Here is an 18,893-nt window from a genome sequence, read left to right as displayed (position 1 = left end):
TAATCAGCGAGTCAGCTTGGGAAGAAATGACCTGCTTATTCGCACCTTCCCTAGGCAAACAAAATCATCACATGCCGACTAAGCGGAACGATATGCTCTTCTTTCATCTTCATCCCACGGTATGAGTAACGCACGCCTTTAATTTCTTCTCGCTTTGCAGGTACACGCCAAAGGGATTTATCGAAGTCAAACTCGTCCCAACGCGCGAAACGTAATTCACTGGAACGCACAAAAGTTAGTAAGGAAAGCTCGACAGCGGTCCATGTCATCACACGGCCACGATAAGCAGCAAGACGAGCAAGAAACTCAGGGAACCGGCTTGAGGGTAAAGCGGGGTAATGTCGCGCTTTGGATGTCGATAACGCACCGGCCATGTCATTTGCTGGATAAGAGTCGATGTAATCGTTCTGTACGGCATACCGCATAATGGCTGTGACGCGCTGTTGCAGGCACTGAGCGACGTCGTGTTTACCACTGGCATCAACTTTTTTAATCGGGGCTAACAGGTGGCTGGTTTTGAGCTGGCGAATGTCGGACGAACCGATATGGGGGAAAATATAAAGCTCAAGATAGCGCTGAACGCGCGATCGATGGTCTTCACTCCATCGCTTGTTACTGGCATGCCATTCACGAGCAATGGTTTCGAAAGTATATGCCCCCGAATTCTCGGCCTGAGCTTCTTTCTGTTCGGCTTTTGGGTCGATGCCTTGCACTAACAGCTTTTTTGCTTCATCGCGCTTTGCTCTTGCATGAGCAAGCGTCACAGTCGGCCAAACACCAAAAGCTAGACGATCCTCTTTTTTATCAGAGGGGCGTCGGTATTTCATGCTCCAGTATTTAGAACTCTTGGCCGAAACCTCGAGATACACCCACCGCCATCGGCCATTTTGTAGTTTTTGTCTTTTGGTTTTGCGGTCTCGACCTGTCTGGCGTTGAGCTTTACTTGGGACACATTTCTAATCGAAGTTAAAATGCCCCCAATGGCATCCGGATTTCAACGGACAACCTCGGACCACTCAGGACGTAAAAATCGCTGCAATCATTGATTTTTAAGGGATAATTAGACTTACTCAGAAGGTCTTGGAATAATACTTGGTGCCGAAGGCCGGACTCGAACCGGCACGTATTTCTACGGTTGATTTTGAATCAACTGCGTCTACCGATTTCGCCACTTCGGCACTGAAGGGGATGCGGAAACGTTCTGGATTATACCTGTCGGCGGCGGTCATGCAAGCGACAGCGTGTCGTCATTGCGCTAAGTGTTGAAAAAAACAGCGCTATCCTGCGCGGCGTCACCTTTTGCTGCCGTTCCATAGCGCGACGGCCGCCAGCAACCCTCCTCTCACCCTCCCGCAAACCCAACCCCACCAGCCAGCCGTTCCCCCTTCCCGCTCAATAACCCCCCAACCCCACTCAAACTTATCTCAACTTGTTCTCACCACGCTCTCACCCGCATCCCCATCACAATCCCTCTCTCCCCAAACAAATCCCCGCTATCCACTCCCCAACTATTCTCCCAACCCCTCCCACCATCATTCCCATATATTCCAGAAAGTTTTAGCCAATGCCTTTTTGTTATTCATCCGTTCCGCAGCCAAATATTAATTTCATCAATATTTTTATAACTTTACATTAATGAAAAGTTTTCTTTTTGCCGTTTATTCCAGGATTTTCCTCAGGCGTGAAGGGTTCCAGTAAACACTATTTTTACTAGTCGCTGTACGAGTCTTGATGGACATATTCACTCGATGAATTAACTCAGGAGAATACTTGTGACGACGTTAAAACCCTTGCTGGCCCGCAACCGCAGCTGGGCGCTGCAGAAGTGTCAGCATGACCCGGACTATTTCGAAAAATGGGTCGACGGGCAGCGGCCCCACTCGCTGTGGATCGGCTGCTCAGACAGCCGCGTTCCCGCCGAGGTGCTCACCGGCAGCCAGCCCGGCGAGCTCTTTGTACACCGCAATATCGCCAACATGCTCGATCCCGCCGACGACAACGTCATGAGCGTCCTGCAGTATGCCCTGCACTACCTTGAGGTGGAGCGGGTGGTGCTCTGCGGCCACTACGGCTGCGGCGGCGTGCAGGCGGCGCTCTCTCTGCCCACCCTGCCGCTGGCGCAGGAATCCTCGGCGCTGGCTCGCCGCATCGGCCAGCTGCGCCACACCCTGCATCACGAAATTGCGCAGATCGCCGATGGATGTGGTGTTGCGGCCTCCTCCGGCGCCAGCGCCGGCACCGACGCGGAGCGCACTCGTCATGCGCTGGACGCCCTGGTGGAAGCCAACGTTCGCGCCCAGTTCGCCCGTCTGCTGGAGAGTGAGCCGGTGCAGACGGTGCTCGCCAGCGGGCGGCCGCTCAGCCTGCACGGCTGCGTCTACGATCTGGCTTCCGGCCATTTAACCACCCTCGTCGAACACCTCTCACCGCAGGAGCACGCCCCATGAACACACTTCGTCAGGACTCTCTCGCCGGCATCGTCGTCTTCCTTGTCGCCCTGCCGCTGTGCCTCGGCATCGCCCAGGCCAGCGGCTTACCACCCTTCGTTGGCCTGCTGACCGGCATCATCGGCGGCCTGGTCGTCACCGCCCTCAGCCCCTCCCGCTTCGCCGTCAGCGGCCCCGCCGCCGGACTGGTCACCATCGTCGTCGCCGCCATCGAATCCCTGGGTTCCTTCTCCGTCTTCCTGATGGCGCTGGTGCTGGCCGGCGTGCTGCAGCTGCTGTTCGGCATTCTGCGGGCCGGGCGTTTTATCTCGCTGGTTCCCGCCAGCGTCATCAAAGGCATGCTGGCGGCGATCGGCATCCTGCTGATTATGCAGCAGATCCCCGTCGCGCTCGGTACGACGGAAGAGACCGGGCTTGCCGATGTGGTTCAGGGCAATGCCGCTTTCTCCGTCACTGCGATTGCCGTCGCCGCGGGCGGCCTGCTGGTGCTCTGGCTCTGGGGCTCGCCGCTTATCCGCCGGGTGAAGAGCCTGCGCTGGATCCCCGGGCCGCTGATCGCCGTCCTGCTCGGCTGCGTGACCACCCTGCTGCTGACCCATTTTGCGCCGCAGCAGCTGGCCGCCCTGCCGCGGATTACCCTGCCGGCGTTCGGCAGCCTCGGCGACCTGCTGGGCGAGCTGGAATCTCCGGCGTGGAGCGCGTGGCGCAATCCGTCGGTGTGGGTGGTGGCGGTGACCCTGGCGCTGGTCGCCAGCCTCGAAACCCTGCTCAGCCAGGAGGCGCTGAAAAAGCTGCGCCCGCAAAATCCGCCCCCTTCGCCGAACCGCGAAATGGTCGCCCAGGGCGTCGGCAACCTGCTCTCCGGCGTGCTGGGGGCGATGCCGATCACCGCGGTGATCGTCCGCAGCTCGGTGAACGTCAGCAACGGCGCGCAGAGCAAACTGTCGATCTTTATCCACGGCGTGCTGCTGTTGATCTGCGGCCTGTGGTTCAGCGGCCTGCTGACCCTGATCCCGCTCGCCAGCCTCGCCGCCGTGCTGCTCTATACCGGCTATAAGCTGGCAACGCCGCGGCTGTTCATCGAGCAGTTCCGCCAGGGGGCGGCGCAGTACGTCCCGTTCCTCGCCACCATCGGCGGGATTATCGCCTTCGGCATGCTGGCGGGGATCGGGATTGGTCTTGCCACCCAGATGGCGTTCAGCCTCTGGCGCAGCCATCGCCACTCGCTGCAGCTGGCGCGCTACGATGACCACTACGTGCTGCGCATCCAGCAGAATCTGACCTTTATGCACAATCCGCATCTGCTGGCCCTGCTGGCGAAAATTCCGGAAAAGAGCGTGGTGATCGTCGAGCACGACAGCGTCGGCTACCTCGACCCGGACGTGCAGGCGGTGCTGGATGATTTTGCCGAGAACGCCCCGCAGCGCGGCATCCGCCTTAATCAGTGGCCGCTGGCCAGCCGCTGACCTTAACGGGCGGCTGGTCCGCCCGCTTCGCTACCCCTCCGATTGCCAAGCGCCGGGGAATACCATGCTCTACACTTTCTGGGTTATCACGCCAACCCCAAGGAAATGAACATGAGCATCATTAAAAGCTACGCCGCCAAAGAAGCGGGCGCCGATCTGTCGCTGTGGGAATACGATGCCGGCGAGCTGCAGCCGGAAGATGTCGAAGTTGAGGTGGAATACTGCGGGATCTGCCATTCGGATCTGTCGATGATCGACAACGAATGGGGGATGTCGAGCTACCCGCTGGTGGCCGGTCACGAGGTGATTGGCCGGGTGGCGGCGCTGGGCAGCGCGGCGCAGGATAAAGGGCTGAAGATTGGCCAGAAAGTCGGCATCGGCTGGACGGCGCGCAGCTGCGGCCATTGCGACGCCTGCATCAGCGGCAACCAGATCAACTGCCTGGAAGGCTCGGTGCCGACCATTCTCAACCGCGGCGGCTTCGCCAATAAGCTGCGCGCCGACTGGCAGTGGGTGATCCCCCTGCCGGAGAGCATCGATCTGGCGTCCGCCGGCCCGATGCTGTGCGGCGGCATCACCGTCTTTAAACCGCTGCTGACCCACCACGTCACCGCCACCAGCCGCGTCGGGGTGATCGGCATCGGCGGCCTCGGCCATATCGCCATTAAGCTGCTGCGGGCGATGGGCGCGGAAGTGACCGCCTTCAGCTCCAACCCGGCCAAAGAGCAGGAAGTGCGGGCGATGGGCGCCGATCGCGTGGTCAACAGCCGCGATCCCGAAGCCTTAAAGGCGCTGGCCGGCCAGTTCGACCTGATTATCAACACCGTCGCCGTCGACCTCGACTGGCAGCCGTACTTTGAAGCGCTGGCGTACGGCGGCAACTTCCACACCGTCGGCGCGGTAATGAAGCCGTTCCCGGTGCCGGCCTTTACCCTTATCGGCGGCGACCGCAGCATCTCCGGCTCGGCGACCGGTAACCCGTCCGAACTGCGCACGCTGATGAAGTTTGCCGGGCGCAGCAAAGTGGCCCCGACCACCGAGCTGTTCCCGATGTCGCAGATTAACGAAGCGCTGAAGCACGTTCGCGAAGGCAAAGCCCGCTACCGCGCGGTGCTGAAAGCCGACTTCTGATGGTTCTCTCCCGCCGGGCGGCCCGCTCGCCCGGCGTTTTTCCCGTCGCTTCATCAAACCGTCATCTCCCCGCCATGCCTCTGTAGTCATTGCTTCCCACAATCCGGGCTTCGATAAATGGCTGAATGAGATGCGCGTCACCATGAGAAAGACCTGGCTTCCCTGGCTGATCCTGTCGCCTTCCCTGCTGTTTTTACTGCTGTTTACCTGGTTCCCGCTGGGGCGTTCGGTGTATGACAGCCTGTTTGATACCCGCATGGCCAGCGACGGCGCGCAGTACGTCGGGCTGGATAATTTCGCCCGCCTGTTTGCCGATAACGTCTTCTGGCAGTCGCTGGGCAATAACCTGCTCTATATCCTGCTGACGGTGGTGCCCGGGGTGACCCTCGCCCTGCTGCTGGCGGTCGCCCTGAGCGAGAACCATCGCGTCAACCGCTGGCTGCGCACCGCCTTCTTCTTCCCCATGATTATCCCGATGGTCAGCGCCGCCGCGCTGTGGCTGTTTATCTTTATGCCCGGCCTCGGCCTGCTCGACCACTATCTGGCGAAGCTGTTCGGGCCGATGAACAACAACTGGCTGGGGCGCAGCAACAGCGCGCTGCTGGCCCTGGCGCTGATCGGCGTGTGGAAGTTCGCTGGCTACTACATGCTGTTTTTCCTCGCCGGGCTGCAGAGCATTCCGGCCTCGACGCGGGAAGCGGCGCTGATGGAGGGGGCTACCCGCACGCAGGTCTTTTTTAAGGTCACGCTACCGCTGCTGCGCCCGACGCTGAGCTTTGTGATCACCACCGCGCTGATCTACTCCATCACCCAGATCGACCACGTGGCGGTGATGACCCGCGGCGGGCCGGACAACGCCACCACCGTGCTGCTCTATTACATCCAGAATCTCGCCTGGGATACCCATGACCTCGGTAAAGCCTCCGCCGCCACCTTCCTGACCCTGGCCGGGCTGTTCGCCTTCTCGCTGATTAACCTGAAACTGCTGGAGAAAGGAGCCCACTATGAGCGCTGAAATCTCGCCGCTGCTGGTCCGCTCGCCCACCGCTACGCGTCCACTGTGGCTGCGCCTGCGCCGCTCGTCGCCCTTTACGCTCACAGTATTAATGTGCTGCCTGGCGCTGCTGTGGGTCAGCCCGTTTATCTGGATGCTGGCCACCTCGTTCAGCGCTACCACCTTCGGCGACGATATGGCCTCACTGCTGCCCCGCCTGCCGCTAACCCTCGATAACTTCCGAGACGCCTGGAACAGCGCCGACTGGCTGAGCCTGTATGCCAATACCCTTATCTTCACCTTCGGCACCTTCTTCGTGCAGCTGTTGACCATCACCACCGCCGGCTACGTCTTCGCCTGTCACGAGTTTCGCGGCAAGCAGACGCTGTTTCTTCTGTTCCTGGTGCAGCTGATGATCATGCCGGTAGTGATGATGGTGCCGAACATGCTGACCCTGAAAACCTTCGGCCTGCTCAACACCCTCACCGGGGTGATGATGCCCTACTTCACCTCGGCGTTCGGCGTGTTCCTGATGCGTCAGGCGTTCCTCGCCATTCCGAAAGAGCTGGAGGAGGCGGCGCTGATGGAGGGCTGCCGCTGGTGGCAGGTGCTGTTCCGCGTGCTGCTGCCGATGTCCTGGCCGTCGGTGCTGGCCTTCGCCACCGTCAGCATTACCTACCACTGGAACGAGTACCTGTGGCCGCTGATGATGCTCAACGATCCCGATAAGCAGGTGCTGACCGTCGGGCTGGTCTCCTTCGCCATGGGCGCCGAATCCGGCGGCCAGTGGGGCACCATCGGCGCCGGAACGCTGATGGTCTGCCTGCCGCTGATGCTGGCGTTCATCCTTTTTCAGAAACAGTTCCTGCGGAGCTTCGGCTTCTCCGGGATCAAATAAGGAGTCATTCATGCTGTTAGCGCACATTTCCGATACCCATTTCCGCAGCCGCGGCGAAAAGCTGTACGGCTTTATCGACGTCAATGCCGCCAACGCCGACGTAGTCTCCCAGCTTAACGCGCTGCGCGAGCGTCCGGACGCGGTGGTGGTGAGCGGGGATATCGTCAACTGCGGCCGCCCGGCGGAGTATCAGGTGGCCCGCCAGATCCTCGGCAGCCTGAACTATCCGCTGTATCTGATCCCCGGCAACCACGACGACAAAGCCCATTTTCTGGAGCATCTTCACCCGCTGTGCCCGCAGCTGGGCAACGATGCGCAAAATATGCGCTATGCGGTGGATGACTTCGCCACCCGCCTGCTGTTTATCGACTCCAGTCGCGCTGGCACGTCAAAAGGCTGGCTGACCGACGAGACCATCGGCTGGCTGGAAGCCCAGCTGTTCGAGGGCGGCGACAAACCGGCAACGGTGTTTATGCACCACCCGCCGCTGCCGCTGGGCAATGCGCAGATGGACCCGATCGCCTGCGAAAACGGCCACCGTCTGCTGGCGCTGGTGGAGCGTTTCCCGTCGCTGACGCGCATCTTCTGCGGCCATAATCACAGCCTGACCATGACCCAGTATCGCCAGGCGCTGATCTCCACGATCCCCGGCACCGTCCATCAGGTGCCGTACTGCCACGAAGATACCCGGCCCTATTACGACCTCTCCCCGGCCTCGTGCCTGATGCACCGCCAGGTCGGCGAGCAGTGGGTGAGCTACCAGCACTCTCTGGCCCACTACGCCGGGCCGTGGCTGTACGACGAAAACATCAGTTGCCCAACGGAAGAGCGCTAACCGCCATGCTCAGTCTGCAAAACATCAGTAAACGTTTCGACGGCAAGCCGGCGCTCAGCGCCCTGTCGCTGGATATTCACGAAGGCGAATTCGTGGTACTGGTCGGCCCGTCGGGCTGCGGAAAAAGCACCCTGCTGCGCCTGCTCGCCGGCCTGGAGCCGGTCAGCGAAGGCCAAATCTGGCTGCATGATGAGAACATCACCGCCACCACTCCGCGCGAGCGCAACTTCGCGATGATCTTCCAGAACTATGCCCTGTTTCCGCATCTGTCGGTGCGCGACAACATCACCTTCGGCATGAAGGTGCGCAAGGAAGAGAAAAGCAGCTGGCAGCCGCGGGTGGACAACGTGGCGCAGATGCTGCAGCTGGAGGCGCTGCTCGACCGCAAACCGGCGAAGCTCTCCGGCGGCCAGCGCCAGCGGGTGGCGATGGCCCGGGCGATTGTGCGTAATCCGCGGCTGTTCCTGATGGACGAGCCGCTCTCCAACCTCGACGCCCGTCTGCGCAGCGAAGTGCGCGACAGCATTATGGCCCTCCACCAGCAGCTGAAAACCAGCACCATCTATGTGACCCACGACCAGACCGAGGCGATGTCGATGGCCGACCGCATCGTGGTGATGAACGGCGGCCATGTGCAGCAGGTCGGGCGCCCGGAGTATCTGTACGCCAACCCGGCCAACCTGTTCGTCGCCGGATTTATCGGTTCGCCGGCGATGAACCTGCTGTCGCTGCCCTGCGCCAACGGTGAAGTACTGTTGGGAGAACAGCGCCATCCGCTGCCGCCGCGCCACCGGGATCAGACTCGCGTCTGGCTGGGCGTTCGCCCGGAACATATTACCGACCGCGTGGAGGAGGGCCATCTGCGCCTGCCGGCCACCGTTCTGCAACGAGAACTGATGGGGGCCGACTACCTGCTCCACGTCAGCACCCCGATCGGCACCCTGCGCTTTAGCCGCCGCCACCGCGGCACGGTGCCGGAGAAAGGCGAGTCGCTACCGATCGGCTTTTCGCCTGCCGATGTGCATCTTTTTCATGCTGAGACCCAGCATAATTTACTGATGGAGACAGATCATGTTTAAACCTCTTACGGTAGTCGCGGTTGGCCTCAGTCTTGCCCTGAGCGGCGCGGCGCTGGCGAAAGAGAAAATAGACTTCATGTTCCCGGCGCCGGTGGACGGCAAGCTGACCATGGAGATGACCCGCGTCATTAAGCAATTCAACGACTCGCAGCAGGATGTCGAAGTGCGCGGGATCTTCACCGGCAACTACGACACCACCAAGATCAAAGCCGAATCGGCGCAGAAGGCCGGCCAGCCGCCGGCGCTGGTGATCATGTCCGCCAACTTCACCACCGATCTGGCGCTGAAGGATGAGATCCTGCCGATGGATGAGCTGTTTAAATATGGCGATCAAAAGGCCGGCGATTTTCTGCAAAAGGAATTCTGGCCCGCGATGCATAAGAACGCCCAGGTGATGGGCACCACCTATGCGATCCCGTTCCATAACTCGACGCCGATCCTCTACTACAACAAGACGATGTTCGATCGGTCCGGGATCAAACAGCCGCCGCAGACCTGGGCCGAGCTGCTGGCCGATGCCAAAAAGCTGACCGACGAGAGCACAGGCCAGTGGGGGATCATGCTGCCGTCGACCAACGACGACTACGGCGGCTGGATCTTCTCGGCGCTGGTGCGCGCCAACGGCGGGAAATACTTTAACGAAGACTATCCGGGCGAGGTCTATTACAACTCGCCGACCGCCATCGGCGCCCTGCGCTTCTGGCAGGATCTGATCTACAAGGACAAGGTGATGCCGTCCGGGGTGCTGAACTCGAAGCAGATCAGCGCCGCGTTCTTCTCCGGCAAGCTCGGGATGGCGATGCTCAGCACCGGCGCGCTGGGCTTTATGCGCGAGAACAGCAAAGACTTTGAGCTTGGGGTGGCGATGCTGCCGGCCAAAGAGCAGCGCGCGGTGCCGATCGGCGGCGCCAGCCTGGTGAGCTTTAAAGGCATCAACGAGGCGCAGAAGAAAGCGGCGTATCAGTTCCTGACCTATCTGGTGAGCCCCGACGTGAACGGCGCGTGGAGCCGCTTTACCGGCTACTTCTCGCCGCGCAAGGCGTCATACGATACGCCGGAGATGAAGGCCTATCTGCAGCAGGATCCGCGGGCGGCGATCGCGCTTGAGCAGCTGAAGTACGCCCATCCGTGGTACTCCACCTGGGAGACCGTGGCGGTGCGTAAGGCGATGGAGAACCAGCTGGCGGCGGTGGTTAACGATGCCAAAGTGACGCCGGAAGCGGCGGTTCAGGCGGCGCAGAAGGAAGCCGACGCGCTGATGAAACCTTATGTGGATAAAACCGCGCTGGCGGAAGTGAAGTGACGCGTTACCCGTCATTGTCCCCCTCACCCCGGCCCTCTCCCTGAGGGAAAGGGAACTGTCCGGGGCCGGGGTTAAGATCCAGTCAGGCGGTTTGCAAGCGGGAACAGGGATTGAGAAAGGAAAAAAAGCAGGCCATACCCGGTATGGCCTGAAAATGTCACAACGATTAGATCCCTGCCGTTTCGCGGATATATTTGCGCGCTTTTACGGCGTATTCGAAAGGATTGGCCAGGGCAGGATCCTGCTCGGCTTCCACCACCATCCAGCCTTTATAGCCAAAGTCGTCCAGCAGCTTGAACACCGGACGGAAATCGATCACCCCGTCGCCCGGGACGGTGAAGGTGCCTTTTTTCACGCCGTCGAGGAACGACAGGCCGTCGCGGCGCACCTGGTCGATCACCGGCGGACGGACGTCCTTCAGGTGGACGTGGTTGATGCGCGGCAGATACTTTTTGAGGATCGCCAGCATCGGCGCTTCGCCGCCTTCAGAGTACCAGGCGTGGCCGGTGTCGAACAGCAGGAAGACGCGCTCGTCCACCAGCGACATAAACTTGTCGATTTCCGCAGTGGTCTGGATGCCGGTGCCCATGTGGTGGTGCAGACAGACCTGCATCCCCTTCTCCGCCGCCAGGCGACCAAGGGTGTTGTAGCCTTCCGCCACCCGCTGCCACTCTTCGTCGCTGAAGCACGGCTTCGCATCGCCGAGAATCGGCTTATCCAGCCCCTGGATGCTGCCGCTCTGCTCGGAGCAGCCAATCACTCTCGCGCCCATCGCATGGAGGAAGTTCATGTGATTGACGAATTCATCAATGGTTTTTTCCCGCTGGCCGTTAGCGAAAAAGGTGCTGAACCAGGCGTTGCAGATCTGAATGCCGCGGATGTCCAGCATCGGCTTGAGAACCGCCGGATCGCGCGGATATTTGCTGCCGACTTCGCTGCCGGTAAAGCCGGCCAGCGCCATTTCGCTGACGATCTGCTGGAAAGTGTTTTCGCTGCCGAGCTCCGGCATATCATCGTTAGTCCAGCCGATCGGGGCGATAGCCAGTTTGACGTTATCTTTGTTCATAGTAGGGCTCCTGCCGCTGCGCCTTAGCGGCGCAGCAATTCACGTTCAATGAGTTCACGGGTTTCCACTGCCTGGTATTTCATTTTTTCCGGGTAGCCAAACAGCGAGGTGGCGACAATCGGCTCCCCGCCGACCTTGAAGGTCTGCTCGGCGAATTTCATTTCGCGCAGGGTGCGGAACAGCGCGTCGAAATCCACATCCCCTTCCCCGACGCCTACGTGCTGGTGCACCACGGCATCCACGCCCGGCGGGTTAACGATATAGCGGCAATGTTTCGTATGATTGCGGGTATCGGCAATCAAGACATGGGAGAGATCGCTCCCGGCATAGCGCAGCATGCTCGCCACGTCGCCGACGCCTTTGTCGTAGAAAAAGGTGTGCGGCACGCTGTAGACGTACTTCACGTTATCGCTGCGGAACGACTTCACGATATCGACGGTTTCATTGTTCTCTTCGCAGAAATCCCGGGGATGCGCCTGGATCTCCACGCGGATGCCTTCCCGCTCAAAAATCGGCAACAGCTCTTCCATCGAGCGATAGAACATTTCATCGCAGATCTCAGGCTGATTCGGATCGCCGGAGAACTCGGTGTTGATCACCTGAACGCCCATCTCCACCGCAATTTCCACCAGCCGTTTCCAGTTTTTCACCGCCGCCTGGCGGCGCAGTTCGTCCGGGCCGGACCAGCGGTAGACGCAGATAAACGACGACAGCTCAAGGCCGGTATCGCGCAGCGCCTGCTTGTACTCGGCCATGATCTCCCGGCTGGCGCGCGGGTGCTTGTAGAACGGGTTAATCTGCGGGTGCGGCGACTGTTCAATGTACTTGTAGCCCCACTCCGCTACCTGATGGACCATGCGGGTGATCCCGAGGTCCTTAATCACATCCACATCAAAGGCAATTTTCATCGTCGTTACCTGTGCAAAGAAGTTCCGTCGGCAAAGCGTGCTTAACGTTTGTAGAATGCCGGGCACTCAGGCAGCGTCACCTCAACCGGCTCGCTGGTTCCCTGCGCTTTAATGCAGGCGTCCGCCGCTACCGACGCCGCGTAGCCGTCCCAGGCCGACGGGCCGTGCAGCTGACCGGCTTTGACGTCGTTGATAAAGGCCTGCAGCTCAACATCGTAGGCTTTGATAAAGCGGTCTTTCCAGTCGGTCAGAATGGCGGTCGACAGGCTGGCGGACTTGCGCATCTGGACGGCAGACGGCTCCGGCAGACGGGCAATCCCGGTCTCGCCGACCACTTCGCACTGGATGTCATACCCGTACTGGCAGTTCACGAACACCTCGACGTCGATCAGGGTGCCTTTTTTGGTTTCAAAGGAGACGATCTGCGGATCTTTCAGGCGCGCATGGGTGTGCGAGGTGGAGCGCGGGAAGCGCACCTGCACGGAACGGTAGTCATCGTTCAGCAGCCAGCGCAGCACGTCCAGCTCGTGGATCAGGGTGTTGGTGATCGCCATATCGGTGGTGTAGTTCTCGCCAACCGCCTGGTTGCGGTGGGCGCAGCGCAGCATCAGCGGCGCGCCGATATCGCCATCGTCGATCACTTTTTTCAGCGCCAGATAGCCTTCGTCGTATGGGCGCATAAAGCCAACCTGCACCAGGCGACGGCCGGCCTTCATTTCAGCATCGACGATACGGCGGCAGCCTTCCGCAGACATCGCCAGCGGTTTTTCGCAGAACACCGGCTTACCGGCGGCGATGGCGGCCAGGGTGTACTCTTCGTGGGTCGGGTCCCAGGAGGTGACCAGGATGGCATCGACATCGCTGGCGTTAATCACGTCGTGGCCGTCGGCGTAGACTTCCGCCTGCACGCCCGGCAGCGCGACCGCCGCACGGGCGTTGTCGGCATTGATATCAGACACCGCCACAACGGTGGCGCCCTGCAGAACCTGGGTGCAGCGACGGATGTGTTCTTTACCGATAGCGCCAGCGCCGATGACACCTAATTTGAGCGACATAATGGTTTTCTCCGTAAGTCTGTAGGATTCAGGGTGGATGTTCGTTTTAGTAATCACGCGCCTGGGCGCGCTTTTCATTAATCATTTGCGCAACTTTGCGGATCCGCTCTGAGAGCGCCGTCTGGGCGACCCCGACGTTCCACCAGCTGCCGTATTTGTGCACCATGGTCTTCGGCAGCACTTTAATATCAATCAGGGTGCTGACCGTTTCGCGACGGGCGGCGTCCAGCGCGTGGCGCAGTTCGTCCAGGGTGGTGACGCGCCAGGTTTTGCAGCCGTAGCCGGCGGCGATGGTGGCGAAGTCCACCGGCACCAGACCGCCCTGCAGCTGGCCGGTTTCCGGCTGGCGGTAGCGGAACTCGGTGCCGAAGCTGTCCATCCCGTGCTCCATCTGCAGGTTGTTGATGCAGCCGTTGGCCATGTTGTCGAACAGCACGACGTTGATCTTCGCCCGCTCCTGCAGGGAGGTGACCAGCTCAGAGTGGAGCATCATGAACGAGCCATCGCCGACCAGGGAGTAGACTTCGCTCTGCGGCTGCGCCAGCTTCACCCCCAGCGCCGCGTTGACTTCGTATCCCATGCAGGAGTAGCCGTACTCCACGTGATAGGTGTTTTCCGCGCGGTTGCGCCAGACGCGCTGCAGATCGCCGGGCAGGCTGCCCGCCGCCGCGACGATCACCGCCTCGGCCGGCAGCGTTTCATTCAGTACCCCGAGGACGCTGCTCTGGGTCAGGGTGGAGTCGGTGATCTGGCGGAACTCGCGATATACCGATTCGCGATCGAGATGATCGTCGATCTCCGGCACAAAGGATTTCTCCTGCCACACCGCCTGGTACACGCGCTGGGTCTCTTTTAACTGACGGCTCTGCACGCTCTCGATCTGCGCGCCCCAGCCGGCCTGCCAGCCGCTGTCCGCCAGCGCCGCGTCGAGAGCGGTCATCGCCTCCCGGGCGTCCGCCAGCATGGCAATGCCGTCCAGCTTCCAGGCGTCGAAGTTGCTGACGTTAATATTCAGGAAACGCACCTCCGGGTGCTGGAAAATCCATTTCGAGGCGGTGGTAAAATCGCTGAAACGGGTGCCGACGCCGATCACCAGGTCGGCCTCTTTCGCCAGCAGGTTCGCCGCCAGACAGCCCGTCTCGCCGACGCCGCCGACGTTCAGGGGGTGAGAAGAGACCACCGTCCCCTTCCCGGCCTGGGTTTCGGCAAAAGGCACTCCGTAGCGCTCGGCGAAACGGGACAGCGCTTCGCCCGCGCCGGAGTATTTCACCCCGCCGCCGCAGACGATCAGCGGTTTACGGCTGGCTTTGATGGCTGCCACGGCGTCCGCCAGCTGCGCGGCGCTGGCCGGACGGCGATCGAGACGGTGTACGCGACGCGCAAAGAAGGATTCCGGGTAGTCCCAGGCTTCGCCCTGCACATCCTGCGGCAGGCACAGCGTCACTGCGCCGGTTTCCGCCGGGTCGGTCAGGACGCGCATGGCGTTGATGCAGGCGCTCATCAGCTGTTCCGGGCGGGTAATGCGGTCCCAGTATTTGCTGACCGCGCGGAAGGCGTCATTGGTGCTGATGCTGAGATCGTAGCTCTGTTCAATCTGCTGGAGCACCGGGTCCGGCTGGCGGGTGGCGAAGACATCGCCCGGCAGCAGCAGCAGCGGAATGCGGTTGGCGCTGGCGGTGCCGGCGGCGGTGATCATGTTGGCCGCCCCCGGGCCGATGGAGGAGGTGCAGGCGATAATCTGCCGGCGCAGGGCCTGGCGGGCAAAACCGGTGGCCGCGTGGGCCATCCCCTGCTCGTTGCGCCCCTGATAGACGCGCATGTCGCCGCTATCCTGCTCCAGCGCCTGCCCCAGCCCCAGGACGTTGCCATGGCCGAAAATCGCAAAAATGCCTTTCACGAACTTCAGCTCTTCGCCATCCACTTCCAGGTACTGGTTATCGAGGAACTTCACCAGCGCCTGCGCCGTTGTCAGTCTCAGTTTGCCCATGTTGCACAATCCTTATTGTTCAGTATTTGTGTGTGGCGTCGCGCCGATGCCGCCGGGGCCGTCGTTCACGTCACTGGAATACCTGTGGATTATAGGCAAACATTTTTTTCATTAAATACAAATACAGAAGAAATATTTCATTTTGCGAGAAGGATCAAACTCTCTACCCATTTCATACGTTTCACTTACATTCCTGACACGTTTTCGGGCCCTTTTTGGCGGCGCCAGACGGCAATATCCCCTTAAAAATCATAGGTAAATGGCTGTCGTTTGGCGTTTCATTTTTCTCCGGGTCGACAGAGGGGGCGATCCGCGCTAACGCGAGGCTCAGTGCGGCAGAGTGGTAGATCCCTCACACTTTTGGTTTTTTAATTTCGAACGAGTTTGCAAATGAAATATTTATTTCTCAAACTAAGGGTAACCAATAACCCTCAGGCTGTTCACGGAGTCGACGTCGGGATCCCGACCCTTCCAGGCAGCAGACACCAAAAAGGAAATCCTAGCTATGAATGCAGCAGTAAAGCGGCTCGACGTCATCTGTATAGGTCGGGTGGCCGTCGACCTCTATGCCCAGCAGATCGGTTCGCGGCTAGAAGACGTTGCCAGTTTCTCGAAATATCTGGGCGGCTCCTCCGGCAACGTGGCCTTTGGCACCGCGATTCAGGGGCTGAAATCGGCCATGCTGGCGCGCGTTGGCGATGAACACAACGGCCGTTTCCTGCGTGAAACGCTCAACCGCGCCGGGGTGGATACCGAGTATCTGATTACCGACAAATCCCGTCTGACCGCGCTGGTGATGCTGGGGATCAAGGATCAGGAGACCTTCCCTCTGATTTTCTACCGCGATAACTGCGCCGATATGGCCTTAACGCCTGACGACATCAGCGAGGAGTATATTGCCTCCTCCCGGGCGCTGGCGGTGACCGGCACCCACCTGTCGCACGCCAACACCCGCGCCGCGGTGCTGAAGGCGCTGGAGTACGCTCGCCGTCACGGCCTGCGTACCGCGCTGGATATCGATTACCGTCCGGTGCTGTGGGGGCTCACCTCGCTCGGCGATGGCGAAACCCGTTTCATTGAGTCCGGGCCGGTCACCAGCCAGCTGCAGGAAGTGCTGCATCTGTTCGATTTGGTGGTGGGAACCGAAGAAGAGTTTCATATTGCCGGGGGCAGCACCGATACCCTGACCGCGTTGAAAAATGTGCGCCATGCCACCAAAGCCACCCTCGTCTGCAAGCGCGGCCCGATGGGCTGCGTGGTGCTGGAAGGCGACATCCCGGACAGCTGGGACCAGGTGCCGCTGCAGCAGGGCGTGCGCGTGGAGGTGCTCAACGTGCTGGGCGCCGGGGATGCCTTTATGTCGGGCCTGCTGCGCGGCTGGCTTAACGACGAGGGCTGGGAGCAGGCTTGCCGTTACGCCAACGCCTGCGGGGCGCTGGTGGTCTCCCGCCACGGCTGCGCGCCGGCGATGCCGACCAAAGTCGAACTCGATGACTACCTGCAGCGCGCCGAATCGGTGCCGCGCCCGGACGTCGACGAGCGCCTCAACCATCTGCACCGGGTGACCAGCCGCCGCCAGCAGTGGCCGGAGCTGTGCATTTTCGCCTTCGACCATCGCAAACAGCTGGCCGACCTGGCGCGGGAGACCGGGCGCGATGAAGCCTGCATTCCGCAGCTCAAGCTGCTGTTGTTGGCCGCGGCCGAAGCGGCGGCGCAGGAGGCGGGTCTTGACCAGCGCAGCGGTATTCTGGCCGACGGCACCTACGGCCAGCGTGCGCTGAACGCCATTACCGGCAAGGGCTGGTGGATCGGGCGCCCTATCGAACTGCCCAGCTCGCGCCCGCTGCGTCTGGAGCATGGCAACATCGGCTCGCAGCTGATCGACTGGCCGCTGGAGCATGTCGTCAAATGTCTGGTCTTCTATCACCCGGACGACCCGGCGGCGCTGCGTGAAGAGCAGGACGCTCTGCTGCTCGAGGTGTGGCAGGCCTGTAACAAATCAGGCCACGAGCTGCTGCTGGAGGTGATCCTCCCGGAAAATGGCCCGGACAAAGACGAGCGCCATTACCACACCATGCTGGAGCACTTCTATCAGCTGGGGATCAAGCCGGACTGGTGGAAGCTGCCGCCGCTCTCCAGCGCCAGCTGGCAGCAGATCACCGCCCTTATCGAGCGCGAAGATCCGTGGAGCCGCGGGATCCTGATCCTCGGTCTCGATGCGCCTTCCGATAAACTGCGCGCCGGTTTCGCCGAAGCGGCCGCACATCCGATGATCAAAGGTTTCGCCGTCGGGCGCACCATCTTTGGCCAGCCGTCGCGGCGCTGGATGCAGGGCGAGCTCAGCGATGAGGCGCTGATAGAGGAAGTGAAACGCAACTACCTGACGCTCATTGGCTACTGGCGCGAAGCCCGCCGCTGATCCCCCAACGCCCGTCTCCGTCACCTTGCGGAGCGGGCGTTTTTCTGTTTCTTCGTGAAATGAATCGCGTATTTCGTCGCAATAAATGAAAAATTCGCTTCATTTGGTACACTGGAAGCCATATTCCTTCCATTTTCTCAGAGCGCACTCTATGGCCAATAACCCAACACAGCTGACCATCCTGCAGGATGAAATCAGGCGTCGCTACGATACATTAAGCAAACGTCTGAAACAGGTCGCCCGCTATATCCTTGATAACAGCAATAGCGTGGCTTTCGATACCGTGGCCTCCATTGCGCAACAGGCGGATGTTCCCCCTTCCACGTTGATTCGTTTTGCCAACGCCTTCGGCTTCAGCGGCTTTAACGAAATGAAACAGATGTTCAAGCAGCATTTGATGGAAGAGACCGCCAACTATACCGAGCGCGCCCGTCTGTTCCGCCAGACCACCAGCGATGAGTCCAGCCCGCCGGAAACGCCGACGGAAATCCTCAATATGTTCACGATGGTGAACAACCAGGCGCTGCAGCAGCTGGCGATGCAGACCTCCAGCGATGAGCTGGAGCGCGCAGTGGCCCTGCTGGGCGAGGCGGAAAATATCTACGTCATTGGCCTGCGCCGGTCGTTCAGCGTCGCCTCCTATCTGACCTATGCGCTACGCCACCTCGATCGCAAAGCCTTTCTGATCGACGGCCTCGGCGGCATGTTCACCGAACAGCTGAGTCTGGTCGGCCCGAAAGACGTGGTGGTGGCGGTGAGCTTCTCGCCGTACGCCCGGGAAGTGGTCGAGCTGGTGGAGCTGGGCGCGCAGCGCAAAGCGCGGCAGATCGCCATTACCGACAGCCAGGTCAGCCCGCTGGCGGCCTTCAGCGATGTCTGCTTTGTGGTGCGGGAAGCGCAGGTGGATGGCTTCCGCTCGCAGGTTGCTTCCCTGTGCCTGGCCCAGACGCTGGCGGTTTCGCTGGCGCTGAACAGCAGTCAGGAGTCCGAGGCCAAGCAAAAGGCGTGAGATAGGCCGCCTGGCGTCGGTTGCGCGGCGGCGCGGGATAAGCCGGCGGGGGACCCCGTAGGCCGGATAAGCGTAGCGCCATCCGGCACAAGACGGGTATGGCGCCAGAGGTGTCCTGCCCGGCGGCGCTGCGCTTGCCGGGCGTGTGATATATGCGCCTGCGGGTCGCCGTAGACACTGTTTTCGGTTTGCAACTTTCCCGGCCAGACAAAGCGTTTATCACGTGTAACTTCAGTGAAATTTGCGCTCCCGGTTAATCGTCTGCGTTATGCCTGGCATGGCGCAGGGAGCGCACA

The 18,893-nt window shown here is 60.7% G+C and carries 14 protein-coding genes, 1 tRNA gene and 1 pseudogene; 10 read left to right on the top strand and 6 right to left on the bottom strand.

Going from position 1 to position 18,893, the window contains the following annotated elements; translation table 11 throughout:
- Positions 1 to 59: 59 nt before the first annotated feature.
- Both ABLV54_RS11280 and ABLV54_RS11275 read right to left on the bottom strand, forming a co-directional pair.
- Positions 60 to 886, bottom strand: a pseudogene (locus ABLV54_RS11280) (integrase arm-type DNA-binding domain-containing protein); the annotation flags it as partial.
- A gap of 207 nt (positions 887 to 1,093) precedes the next feature.
- Positions 1,094 to 1,178 (bottom strand) — tRNA-Leu (locus ABLV54_RS11275).
- A gap of 594 nt (positions 1,179 to 1,772) precedes the next feature.
- Between ABLV54_RS11275 and ABLV54_RS11270 the strand changes: the two genes are divergently transcribed.
- The 8 genes from ABLV54_RS11270 (at position 1,773) to ABLV54_RS11235 (ending at position 10,153) form a co-directional block, all read left to right on the top strand.
- Positions 1,773 to 2,447 (top strand): carbonic anhydrase, encoded by a 675-nt coding sequence (locus ABLV54_RS11270; protein ID WP_050533687.1) that lies wholly within the window; start codon positions 1,773 to 1,775, stop codon positions 2,445 to 2,447.
- Positions 2,444 to 3,913 (top strand): SulP family inorganic anion transporter, encoded by a 1,470-nt coding sequence (locus ABLV54_RS11265; RefSeq protein ID WP_050533686.1) that lies wholly within the window; start codon positions 2,444 to 2,446, stop codon positions 3,911 to 3,913. Before ABLV54_RS11270 ends, ABLV54_RS11265 begins: the two co-directional genes overlap by 4 nt.
- Before the next feature lie 111 nt (positions 3,914 to 4,024).
- Entirely contained in the window at positions 4,025 to 5,044 is a 1,020-nt protein-coding gene (locus ABLV54_RS11260) for an NAD(P)-dependent alcohol dehydrogenase (protein WP_032454679.1), read from the top strand.
- A 130-nt stretch (positions 5,045 to 5,174) separates the two neighbouring features.
- Complete coding sequence (locus tag ABLV54_RS11255; protein WP_004146807.1) at positions 5,175 to 6,059, top strand: sugar ABC transporter permease; 885 nt, start codon at positions 5,175 to 5,177, stop codon at positions 6,057 to 6,059.
- Positions 6,049 to 6,936, top strand: a complete 888-nt coding sequence (locus ABLV54_RS11250; RefSeq protein WP_050533685.1) for a carbohydrate ABC transporter permease — start codon at positions 6,049 to 6,051, stop codon at positions 6,934 to 6,936. The genes ABLV54_RS11255 and ABLV54_RS11250 overlap by 11 nt, the downstream gene beginning before the upstream one ends.
- A 10-nt stretch (positions 6,937 to 6,946) precedes the next feature.
- On the top strand, positions 6,947 to 7,771 hold the full coding sequence (locus tag ABLV54_RS11245; RefSeq protein WP_023291782.1) for a phosphodiesterase: 825 nt from the start codon (positions 6,947 to 6,949) through the stop codon (positions 7,769 to 7,771).
- 5 nt (positions 7,772 to 7,776) lie between these two features.
- Positions 7,777 to 8,850: an ABC transporter ATP-binding protein gene (locus ABLV54_RS11240; RefSeq protein ID WP_050533684.1), complete on the top strand. Its 1,074-nt coding sequence runs from the start codon at positions 7,777 to 7,779 to the stop codon at positions 8,848 to 8,850.
- Positions 8,843 to 10,153, top strand: a complete 1,311-nt coding sequence (locus tag ABLV54_RS11235) for an ABC transporter substrate-binding protein (protein WP_072414010.1) — start codon at positions 8,843 to 8,845, stop codon at positions 10,151 to 10,153. Before ABLV54_RS11240 ends, ABLV54_RS11235 begins: the two co-directional genes overlap by 8 nt.
- 166 nt (positions 10,154 to 10,319) lie before the next feature.
- Here the strand turns inward: ABLV54_RS11235 and iolE are convergent, their stop codons facing one another.
- From iolE to iolD, 4 genes are read right to left on the bottom strand one after another with little or no spacing between them, the layout of a single operon-like run.
- Entirely contained in the window at positions 10,320 to 11,219 is a 900-nt protein-coding gene (gene iolE, locus ABLV54_RS11230; RefSeq protein ID WP_032454673.1) for a myo-inosose-2 dehydratase, read from the bottom strand.
- A 23-nt stretch (positions 11,220 to 11,242) separates the two neighbouring features.
- Entirely contained in the window at positions 11,243 to 12,127 is an 885-nt protein-coding gene (locus ABLV54_RS11225; protein ID WP_050533682.1) for a sugar phosphate isomerase/epimerase, read from the bottom strand.
- A gap of 41 nt (positions 12,128 to 12,168) precedes the next feature.
- The gene (locus ABLV54_RS11220) at positions 12,169 to 13,182 is read right to left on the bottom strand and encodes a Gfo/Idh/MocA family oxidoreductase (RefSeq protein ID WP_032454672.1); all 1,014 of its coding nucleotides are present in this window, start codon (positions 13,180 to 13,182) and stop codon (positions 12,169 to 12,171) included.
- A gap of 46 nt (positions 13,183 to 13,228) precedes the next feature.
- Positions 13,229 to 15,169 carry a 3D-(3,5/4)-trihydroxycyclohexane-1,2-dione acylhydrolase (decyclizing) gene (iolD, locus tag ABLV54_RS11215; RefSeq protein WP_023291779.1) on the bottom strand — a complete coding sequence of 647 codons (1,941 nt, stop codon included), beginning with the start codon at positions 15,167 to 15,169 and terminating at the stop codon, positions 13,229 to 13,231.
- Positions 15,170 to 15,674: 505 nt separating this feature from the next.
- Here iolD and iolC point away from each other — a divergent pair.
- Both iolC and ABLV54_RS11205 read left to right on the top strand, forming a co-directional pair.
- Positions 15,675 to 17,588 (top strand): 5-dehydro-2-deoxygluconokinase, encoded by a 1,914-nt coding sequence (gene iolC / locus ABLV54_RS11210; protein WP_023291778.1) that lies wholly within the window; start codon positions 15,675 to 15,677, stop codon positions 17,586 to 17,588.
- 151 nt (positions 17,589 to 17,739) lie between these two features.
- Positions 17,740 to 18,597, top strand: coding sequence for a MurR/RpiR family transcriptional regulator (locus ABLV54_RS11205; protein WP_004206536.1), 858 nt, complete (start codon positions 17,740 to 17,742; stop codon positions 18,595 to 18,597).
- Positions 18,598 to 18,893 lie beyond the last annotated feature (296 nt).

Source organism: Klebsiella sp. JB_Kp042, assembly GCF_040065275.1.
In the GTDB taxonomy this organism is placed as follows: domain Bacteria; phylum Pseudomonadota; class Gammaproteobacteria; order Enterobacterales; family Enterobacteriaceae; genus Klebsiella; species Klebsiella quasipneumoniae.
This window is presented reverse-complemented; position numbering and strand designations above follow the sequence as displayed.